This window comes from Frankia sp. CeCAU1 (assembly GCF_977971845.1).
Map to the genome: position 1 here is coordinate 5,411 of NZ_CDWWXA010000121.1, position 9,865 is coordinate 15,275.

The following is a 9,865-nucleotide window of genomic DNA, read 5'->3' on the forward strand; positions in this document are numbered from 1 at the left end:
GAGACCAACGGGGAGCTGGGGGAGAGCAACGGGGAGGGGACGCTCTGGTCGGCGCTGAGCGCGGCCTGTTCCTCCCCGCTGCGCTGGGGGGACGTGGTCGCCCGCCTCCGTGCTCTCGGGCTGGGCAAGGTCGAACAGGGAACCATCACCTTGCATCGGCTGGTGCAGGCGGTGCTGCGGGACCGGGTTCCGACGTCGCGGCACCTGGAGTTCCGGGCCACCGTCGGCTGGTTGATGATCAGGGCCCTGCCCACCGCGATCCAGGGTAATCCGGCGGCCTGGCCGCGCTGGGCCGCGCTGCTCCCACACCTTCAGGCCCAGATCGAAGCCGAGCCGTCCCCGGCGGACGCGAACGCGGCGGGCATGCTGGGGCTGGGCAATCTGGCGGCGCTCTATCTCCAGGAAACCGGACAGCTCGCCGCCGCCGTGGACCTGCACACCTGGGTGCTGGCTCGAACCGAGCAGGTCGTGGGAACCGACCACCCCAACACCCTGGTTCTCCGGAACAACCTCGCCCTCGCCCTGCAGAAGGCCGGACGCATTTCCGAGGCCATCGGGTTGTACGAGCGGATCCTGGCGCGGGCCAGCCGCATCCTCGAATCCGATGATCCCAATCTGGGGATCAGCCGTAACAATCTCGCCAGCGCCTATTGGGCCGCCGGACGCATCGCGGAGGCCGTCGAACTGCTCGAGCAGGTTGTCGACGACGCTGGACGGATCCGTGGCCCGGACCATCCCGACACCCTGCTGGCCCGGAGCAACCTGGCCAACGCATACCAGACGGCGGGGCGCTTGGCGGAGGCGATCAGGCTGCACGAAGAGGTTCTCGTCGACGTCGTCCGGGTTCTCGGCCAGGAGCATCTCACGACCTTCCTCGTGCGCAACAATCTCGCCAGCTCCTATCAGGCCAGCGGACGGACGACTGAGGCCCTCGACCTGTACGAGCAGGTACTGACCGGCCGGGAAGGCGTTCTCGGCGACAACCATCCCGACACCCTGCTCTCCCGCAGCAATCTCGCCGACGCCTACCAGGCGCTCGGACGTCTGCCCGAGGCGATCGATCTGTACGAGCGGGTTCTCTCCGATGCCCGCGGTGTTCTCGGCGCCGACCATCCACACATCCTGATCACCTGGAACAACCTGGCCTGCGCCGTTGCGGCCGCGGGGCGCCTCGCGGAGGCGATCGACCTGTACGAGCGGGTACTGGCCGACCAGCGGCGTGTCCTCGGACCGGATCACCGCGACACCCTGACCTCGCAGGGAAACCTCGCCAACGCCTACCGGGCCGCCGGACGCACGAATGCCGACGCCGCTGATGGTGCCGACCCCGCTGATGGTGCCGGGGACTGACCATCGTCCGGGTCTTCCATGCTTTTGCCGGGTGACCGGTCTATGCGACCGGGAGACGGTGGATGAGGTGCTGGGCGGTGTCGACGACGAAGGCGGTGCCGTCGCTGTGGACGGTGACACCGAGCGGCCGCCGCAGACCTGTTCGGGCATCCGCGAAGATGCGGACGAGTCGATCGTGGGTGACGAGGCGGACCCGTCCCCGGTCGGGGTCGGTGACCAGCAGACCGCCCGAGGGGGTGGGCGCCAGCGAGTGGGGTCGACCGACGTCCGCGATCCGGGCCGGGGCTCCGTCGTCGGGGGACGCGCCGTAGAACATCCCGGCTGCCGTGGAGATGATCCCGTCGGCGTCGACAGCCCGCAGCAGGTGATTGTCGGTGTCGGCGAGGTAGACATTCCGTCCGGGCGGGGCCGTGACGTCGTGCGGGCGCCGGAGCTGGGCGAACTGGGCGGGTCCGTGATCTCCGGACAGGCCGGGGACACCCGCCCCCGCCAGCGGTGCCGCCCGCAGATCCGGGTCGATCCGGATCACCTGGTGGCCGCCGGTGTTCGCGACGTACACCAGGCCCGCCGCATCGACGTAGACGCCGTGCGGATGCGCCAGGTTGAGCGAGGTGGCGTGCCGGGCGGCGGGGCCGGCCGGCGGGCCGTGACGGCCGGAGCCGGCGACGGTGACGATCCGACCGTCCGGCGCGACCCGGCGGATCCGATTATTGAAGCTGTCCGCGATGAACAGGGAACCGTCGGGGCCCAGGGCCAGCCCGCACGGGTTGTCCAGCTCGGCGTTGACGGCCGGCCCCCCGTCACCGTGCGGGCCGCTCTTGCCGGAGCCGGCCACGTGAACCGTCCGGCCGTCGCGTTCGATCCGGAGCACCCGGTGGCGTAGCCGTTGGGACACGTATACCGCACCATCCGGCGCGGCGACCACGCTGTACGGGTAGTCCACCCGCAACGGCGCGGACGTGATGTCGGCCGGGCGGAGGTCGCGCCGCGCGGTCCGGTTCAGGGACCGGCGCCGGATCACGCCGGCTGACCATCGGCGTGGTGAGGCGGTGGCTGGTGGCGGGACGGCTGGTGGCGGGACGGCTGACGGCGGAGTGTCCGGCGGTGTGCGGGCTGGCGGTGTGCGGGCTGGTGGACTGCCGCGCGCCGCGTCGCGCACATCGTCGTCGAGCCGCAGCGGCAGCGGGCAGCGGGTGAGCCAGCCCGCACCGAGCGCATGGGCCGTCGCGGCGGCGAGATCCAGGGCGAACGCGCGGGCCGACGGCGGGCGTGCACCGGGCTCCTTGCGCAGCGCCCGGTCCACCACCGCGGCGACTGCCGGCGGCGCGGCGTCCAGTGGTTGCGGCGCGACGCGCAGATGATGGTCCATCAGCTGCGCCATCGATAGCGCCCGGACGAACGGTGGGCGGCCGCTGAGCAGTTCGTAGAGGACGATCCCGAGTGCGTACAGGTCGCACGCCGGTCCCGGCGGCCGGCCGTCGAACTGTTCCGGCGCCATGTAGACGGGGGTACCGACGAGCGTGCTCGGGGCCGCGCCGGAAGCGCCGATGAGCTTGGCGATCCCGAAGTCGGTGACCTTCAGCAGGCCGTCGGCGCTGAAGAGAATGTTGTCCGGTTTGATGTCGCGGTGCAGGATCCCGCCCGCGTGCGCGCATTCCAGCGCGGCGGCGGTCGCCAACCCGATCGCGCAGACGACGTCGACGGTCAGCCCGTTCGCCGCGCGGGCCCGCACGGTGCCGCCCGCCAGCCGTTCCATGACGAGCAGGCACAGGTCCCCGGATTCGACGTAGTCGTAGATGCGGACTACGTGGGGATGGTCGAGTCCGGCCAGCAGGCGCGCCTCCGCCAGGAACCGACCGTGGGCGCCGCCGTCCGCCGCGCTGGTCGACAGGACCTTGATCGCAACGGTTCGACCGAGCCGGCGGTGGCGACCCGCGAGGACGACGGCGTGACCGCCGTGCCCGAGCATGGCGGTCACCTCATAGGCGGGGAGCGCCTCGGCCACCCGGTCGGTGATGAACCGTTCCGGCTCCGGTCCGGTCAGCCGCACGGCGGATCGTAGTCGAGGCCCGGCAGGTACTGTTTCCATTCCTCGCGGGTGAGCGGGTCGCCGGCCCGCGTGCACAGCCGCGTGACGACGCTCGCCGGGTCGAGGTCCCAGACGAATCCGGTCACCTGGTAGGGCGCTCCGACGATGAAGGCGGTGTCCGGGGCGAAGGCGACCGCCGCGAAGCCGTTGTAGCGGCCGCTGAAGGTGGCGTACGGCACCGGGTCGGCCGGATCGGACATGTCCCACAGCCGCACCACGCCGTTCGCGCCGCCGACGCCCGCCGCCATGAGCCGGCCGTCGGAGCTGAACTCGATGGAGTTGACGCCGGCCCCCAACCCGATGATCGAGGGCAGCGCGCGGGGGGCCCGGCGGTCCGTGACGTCCCACAGGGCGACCTTCGTGTCGAAGCTGCCGACGGCGAGGGTCCTTCCGTCCCGGCTGAAGGCGATGGTGATCAGGGCGCTGGTGAAGCCCGTGATCGTGCTGATGCCCGCCGGTCGGTCCGGTGTCGTGATGTCCCACAACCGGATGGTCCGGTCGCTGCTTCCGGACGCCAGGGTGCGCCCGTCCGGGCTGAAACTGACGGTGGCGACGTCGTAGCGGTGCCCTGCGAGGACGGACCGCCCCCGGGGCGTGGCCGGGGCGGAGATGTCCACCAGGGCCAGTCGGGCGCTCGTGCCGGCCAGCGCGAGGGTCCGGCCGTCCGGGCTGACCTCCAGGTCCTTGATCCCGCCGATGCCGGGATGGATGGTGGACAGCAGCCTGGGACGGTGGATGTCGGCGACGTCCCACAGCGTGACCATGCCGTCGAAGTCGGTGGCGTAGTCGAGGCTGCCGGCGATGAGGACCCTGCCGTTCGGGGTGAACCGGACGCTGCCGACCGCGGCGTTGAATCCGGTCAACGTGGCGGCCGGTACCGGCCGATCGGGGTCATGCGCATCCCACAGCCGGACGGTCTGCCCGTAGTCCCCGGTGGCTAGGACCCGCCCGTTCGGATGACCGCCGTCGACCACAGGAAGCGGTGGTGCCCGACCAGCACCGGCCCCGGCACGTCCCACAGGCGCAGGGTGCGGTCGTCGGCACCGGAGGCGAGGGTTCGCCCGTCCGGGCTGAAGGCCAACGCCCACGGCTTCGACGCGTGCGGCAGGACCGCGATGGCGTCGAAATGGCGGGACGGATCGTAGATCTCGACCGCGCTGTTCACCCCCACGGCCACGAGGCCGTCCACGTTGACCGCCACCGCCTCGACCGATCGCACCTCGTCGATGACCTGGAGGGTGGTCGGCCGTCGCGGGTCGGTGAGATCGAAGACCCGCGCGGTGGTGTCGTCGCTGCCGGTCACCGCCGTCTTCCCGTCCGGGCTGATGGCGACCGCACGGACGGCCGTGTTCGCGCTGAGCACGACATTCGGGCCCGCCTCGCCCTTCAGCTCGCTCAGCTCCGCCGGGGCGGCGAGGTCCCGCACGTCCCACAGCAGGGCCCGGCCGTCGTCGCCACCGGTCAGCAGCTCGGTGCCGTCGGGACTGAACGCGACGGCACGGACGTTCGCGGTGTGGGCGGTGATCGCGCCGGCCGGCCGGATCGCGCTCACGTCGGAGACGTCCCACAGCCGCACCTGTGATCCGTACCCGCCGGTGGCAAGGACCCGGCTGTCGGAGCGGAAGGCCAGCCCGTGGATCGAGTCGGAGGCGCCGGGTAACGTCGCCGCGAGCACCGGGTGAGTGGGATCGGTGATGGTCCACAGCCGGACCGTCCGGTCGTCGCTCCCGGTGGCGACGAACCGGCCGTCCGGGCTGAACGCCACGGATTTCACCGCCAGCCGGTGGCCCCTGATCGTGCTGAGCGGGGTGCGGCGGGTGGGGTCCGATGCGGACCACAGGGCGACCGTCCAGTCGTCGCTCGCCGTCGCCACCAGCCTGCCGTCCCGGCTGTAGGCGACCGCGCCGATCGGACGGGTCTGCGTGCCGAGGTGACGGGTGGCGAAGCCGTAGTCGCTCGCGAACGTCGACAGCACGGCGCTGCGCGCCTCCGCCGTCGGCGCCAGGCGGTAGGCGACGGCGCCGAGCTGGGCGGCGGCCAGCGGGTCGGACCTGCGTAGCTGGTCGGCCTGCCGGCCGATCGCCACCGACAGCGCCCGGTCCCGCTCGCCGGCGATCTGGGCCCGTTGCCGGAAGGCGAACGCCATCGCTCCACCGGCGATCAGGGTCAGCACCGTGAGAGCGGCGACGAGCTGGTGCAGCCGCCTGGTCCGCCGGACCTCGGCCCGCCGCGCCGCCTGCTCGGCCGCGAGGGAGGCCGCCAGAAAGTCCCGCGCGACCGGGCTCAGTGCCGTCTGCCGCTGCCCGGCCTGCGCCCACTCCCGGACGGTCGCCAGCCGACTGCCGGCGAACAGGTAGGACGGGTCCCGCCCGCCGTCGTCCCAGGTGGCCGCGGCGTCGGTGAGCCGCTGTCGGGTCACCGCCGCGGCGCGATCGACCTCGATCCACTCGCGCAGCCGCGGCCACGAGCGCAGCAGCGCCTCGTGGGAGATCTCGACGGTGTCGGCGTCCACGGTGACGAGTCGGGCGGCGACCAGCGCGTCGAGGACGGCGGAGACGTTCTGGGCTGACGCCGAGTTCTGGGCTGACGCCGAGTTCTGGGCTGACGCCGACGTGGACAGCAGCTCGGTGCGTGAGACGCGGCGGCGGGTGTCGTCCGTCCCATCCCCGAACTGGATCATCTGTAGCAGGATCTGCCAGGCCGCATCCTGGCCGGCCGCGTCCAGCGTGCCGAAGGTCTCCTCCGCCGTCCGGGCGATGGCCCCCCGTAGACCCCCGGCCCGCAGGTAACCGGCCACCGTCAGAGTGCCGTTCTCGCGTTCCCGCCAGGTGGCGCGCAGCGCGTGCGCGAGCAGGGGCAACGATCCGGGGTCGGCGACGACGCCGTGCTCGTCGGCGCCGATGTCGTGCAGCATCAGATCGACCAGGCCCGGCTCCACCGTGAGCCCTACCGCCTCGGCCGGCTTCACGATGGCGTCGCGCACCTCCGCCGCGGTCATCGGCCCGACCACGACCTGCCCCGTCTGGAGCGCGTCCACCAGCTCCGGATAGGCCGCGCACCAGCCATAGAAGTCGGCGCGGACGCCGATGACGACGACCGCCGGTGGACGGGTGGCCCCGTCCCCGCGGCACGCGGCGACCAGCGCGCGGATGAACGCGCCGCGCTCCTCCTCATCCGCGCACAGGGTGAACGTCTCCTCGAACTGGTCGACGACGATCACCACCCGCCGGGTCGGCGGGGTGGTCCCGCCGGCGGCGGCCGGACGCAGGGCGAGCAGATCCGACAGCGCCCCGACGAAACGGGCGGGTTGCGAGACGACGTCGAGCCGTGCCGCCGCGAGCACGGACAGCCCGGCCGCCTGCGCCACCGTGCGGGCCAGCTCGCGGGCCGGGTGATCCGTGGGTGTCATCAGGACCTGCGGCCAACCGCGGGCGCCCGCCACTGCGCCCCGGGCGAGCGCCGGGAGCAGCCCGGCGCCCAGCAGCGACGACTTTCCCGAGCCGGAGGCACCGACGAGCACCAGCGGACCCGCGCCGTCCAGCCGTTCCTCCAGCCGCGACAGCGCCTCGGCCGTCGCTCGCTCCCGCCCGAAGAACCAGCGCTGCGTGCCGGCGTCGAACGAGGCGAGACCGGGATAGGGGCAGGCGGCCTCACCGGTGGTCCCCCCGCCGTCCGGTGCGCTGGGAAGCCCCGCCGGCTGTCGCGGGGTTGGAGTCACCACCGGGCCGGGGCCGTCGGTGAGCACGGTGGTCGGCGCCGGCTCCAGGTCGGCGATCGGCGGGGTGTGCGCGGCGTTGCCGGCGAGGATCACCCCATCCGACCAGGCAGCGGCGGAATGCAGCACTGCGTTCCCGGCCGCGGTGAGACGTTGGGCGAGCCGCCGGGTCACCTGCCCGACGCTCAGCTCGACCGGGCCGTCCGGGTCGCCGTTGACGAGGAGCCGGACCAGGCCGGCGGACAGCGGCGGTCCGTCATCCGCGGCCGGCCCGGTGTGCGCGGCCAGCGGCGCGGTCAGCACGAGCAGCTCCACGCCGTCGCCGGCCGCGTTGACGCCGCCCCCCGCATCTTCACGAGGACCGGGAACATCCTCGCGAAGACCGGGAACGCGAGGTGGCACCGGCGGGACGGTGGAGTTGGCGACCGTGGTCCGCACCCACAGACCGTCGACGGCGATGAGCCGGGTGGCGGCCCGGCTCGTCGCCATCGTCGCCAGGACCGAGGACAACGGCAGGGCCGTGTAGGCCAGGCGATGGGGACGGCTGTCCGACACGGCCGTCGCCAGATGGATCATCCCGTCGGCGTCGACGAGGACGATGCCGGCGTAGTAGACGAGGAGAGCCTCGGTGGCCTGCTCGACGGCCGCCGCGAGAGCCTCGCCGAGATCGAGCGGGGTCGCCGGGTCGACGACCGTGCGCAGGCTTTCCTCGGCCAGCCCGCAGCGCTCCACGAACACATCGCCGACCGCCGCCACGGCCCGCGCTACCACGGCGCCGACCTCGCCCGCCCGGCCGGCGCCGGGTCCACCGAGCCCGCCCGTGCCGACGACGAGAACCCGCGCACCGGCGGATCCCAGAACCAGCCGCGACGTCCGCGACGTCGATGAACGAGCCACAGCTCTCGCCCTGCCCCCCGTGCCCGACATAAGCGGCCAGATGCCCCCGACCAGGTCATCCAGCTGGCGCATCAACCATAGATCAATCCGACGGCGCCCGGGCGGAATGCCGCGGAACCCGAACGTTATCCTCGGGGCGCGGCTGAGTCTGACCGTGCCAGTGCGTTGTCGCTGTGCTATGAGCAAGCCCCCCATGTCCGGCTGTTCCGGGCGAGGTCGCATCATCTGCGCGGTGAGCGAGAGCGCGGAGCTGAGCGCAGATGCGGTCGCCACTGAGGGCATCCCGCGACGATCATCTTCCGCTGCGGGGCCGGTCTCCGCGCCCGGCGGCCCGGCGGCGCTGGTGCCGGCGCCGGCGGCCGGCCACCAAACCCGCGCCGGGGTCGGCAGGCCGTCCGTTGGGGAGCCGTCCCTCAAGGAGCCGTCTGCCGAGGGACCGTCCGTCGAGGAGCCGGATCTTTCCTCGGCGGTGAGCGGGGCACGCCGCGGTGACGAGGCGGCCTTCAGGCTGCTCTACCGGACGATCCAGCCGGGTCTGTTGCGGTACCTGCGGGTACTCGTCGGTGACGAGGCCGAGGATGTCGCGTCCGAGGCATGGCTGCAGATAGCCCGGGACCTGCCGTCATTCCGCGGTGACTTCGACGGGTTTCGCGGCTGGGCAGCCACGATCGCGCGTCATCGCGCGCTCGACCAGCTGCGCCGGCGATCTCGCCGCCTGCGCGGTGACGTACCGGTCGAGACGGTGATGACGGAGATGGCCGCGCCCGATGACACCGCCGGCGAGGCGTTGGAGGCGATGTCCACCGAGGCCGCCATGCGCCTGATCGCGGGCCTGCCGTTGGACCAGGCGGAGGCGGTGCTCCTGCGGGTGGTCATGGGGCTGGACGCGAAGACCGCGGGGCGGGTTCTGGGCAAGCGCGCCGGCGCGGTCCGCACCGCGGCGCACCGGGGGCTGCGCAGGCTCGCCGAACAGCTCGGTGATGGTGGGGTCACCGGGGTTGGTCGACCGGAGGCAGGTGAACCAGGTGAACCAGGTGAACATGGTCGGGGTGGCGGCGCGCGGCGATGACCATGGGCTCCGGCCAAGTGCAACACGGCCAGGTGTAACACCGGTGAGGGCTTCGACGCTGAAGGACGTGAGATGAGCACACACCGACCCCGTCGGATCGGCCGGGGCGCCGCGGCGCGGATGCTTCGCGGCGGCCCGGTCAATGCGGGGGCCGGTGCGGATCCCCTTGCCGATCTGCTCGCCGCCGTGGCCGCTCCGGCCCGCGAGGGCGAGCTCGACGGTGAGGAAGCGGCTGTGGCCGCTTTCCGGGAGGCGCGTCTCGCTCACGTCACCCAGCCGCGGAGAGAGCCCATGTCCAAGTTGTTGCTCGCGAAGTTCCTGACCGCGAAGGTCGCCGCCGTGGCGGTCGCGGCCACGGCCGTCGGAGGCGTCGCAGCCGCCGCCGGCACAGGAGTACTGCCCGTCCCCGGTGTAGGTGGCAGCGCCGCTGTGTCCCCGGTGGCTACGCCCTCCGCCGAGGTGACCGCGCCGCGGGTGTCGGTGCCGAGCGCCGGTGCGTCCGTCTCGGCGTCCCTGCTCGCGCTGTGCCATACCTACACGGCCGACGCCGGCGCGGCTCTCAGTTCCCCGAACCTGAACGCACTGGTCACTGCCGCTGGCGGCAGTGACCAGGTCGGCGCCTTCTGCGCGAAGGCCCTGCGGGCCGAGGCCGAGGCCGGCGCGGGTGTGGGTGCGGCCGCCGGGCCGGGCGGCACGGGTGCCGGCGCGCGGGTGCCGGGTGCGGGTGTGGGTACGACCGCGGGGC

Annotated in this window: 6 protein-coding genes; 3 read left to right on the plus strand and 3 right to left on the minus strand. The window is 72.9% G+C overall.

Annotation, left to right across the window (positions count from 1 at the left end; all coding sequences use genetic code 11):
• Positions 1 to 1,350: tetratricopeptide repeat protein (locus AC08OO_RS18255; RefSeq protein WP_476618813.1), on the plus strand; the 1,350-nt coding region annotated here is incomplete at its 5' end.
• A 40-nt stretch (positions 1,351 to 1,390) separates the two neighbouring features.
• Here AC08OO_RS18255 and AC08OO_RS18260 read toward each other — a convergent pair.
• The 3 genes from AC08OO_RS18260 to AC08OO_RS18270 are packed head-to-tail and all read right to left on the minus strand — an operon-like array spanning position 1,391 to position 8,051.
• Entirely contained in the window at positions 1,391 to 3,400 is a 2,010-nt protein-coding gene (locus tag AC08OO_RS18260; protein ID WP_476610933.1) for a serine/threonine-protein kinase, read from the minus strand.
• Positions 3,391 to 4,413: a WD40 repeat domain-containing protein gene (locus AC08OO_RS18265; RefSeq protein WP_476610934.1), complete on the minus strand. Its 1,023-nt coding sequence runs from the start codon at positions 4,411 to 4,413 to the stop codon at positions 3,391 to 3,393. The genes AC08OO_RS18260 and AC08OO_RS18265 overlap by 10 nt, the downstream gene beginning before the upstream one ends.
• Positions 4,377 to 8,051 carry an nSTAND1 domain-containing NTPase gene (locus AC08OO_RS18270; RefSeq protein ID WP_476610935.1) on the minus strand — a complete coding sequence of 1,225 codons (3,675 nt, stop codon included), beginning with the start codon at positions 8,049 to 8,051 and terminating at the stop codon, positions 4,377 to 4,379. The genes AC08OO_RS18265 and AC08OO_RS18270 overlap by 37 nt, the downstream gene beginning before the upstream one ends.
• 232 nt (positions 8,052 to 8,283) lie before the next feature.
• On the opposite strand from AC08OO_RS18270, the gene AC08OO_RS18275 reads away from it, so the two are divergent.
• Both AC08OO_RS18275 and AC08OO_RS18280 read left to right on the plus strand, forming a co-directional pair.
• A complete protein-coding gene (locus AC08OO_RS18275; RefSeq protein ID WP_476610936.1) occupies positions 8,284 to 9,120 on the plus strand; it encodes an RNA polymerase sigma factor in 837 nt (278 codons plus the stop codon).
• Positions 9,121 to 9,192: 72 nt separating this feature from the next.
• Positions 9,193 to 9,865: hypothetical protein (locus tag AC08OO_RS18280; protein ID WP_476618814.1), on the plus strand; the 673-nt coding region annotated here is incomplete at its 3' end.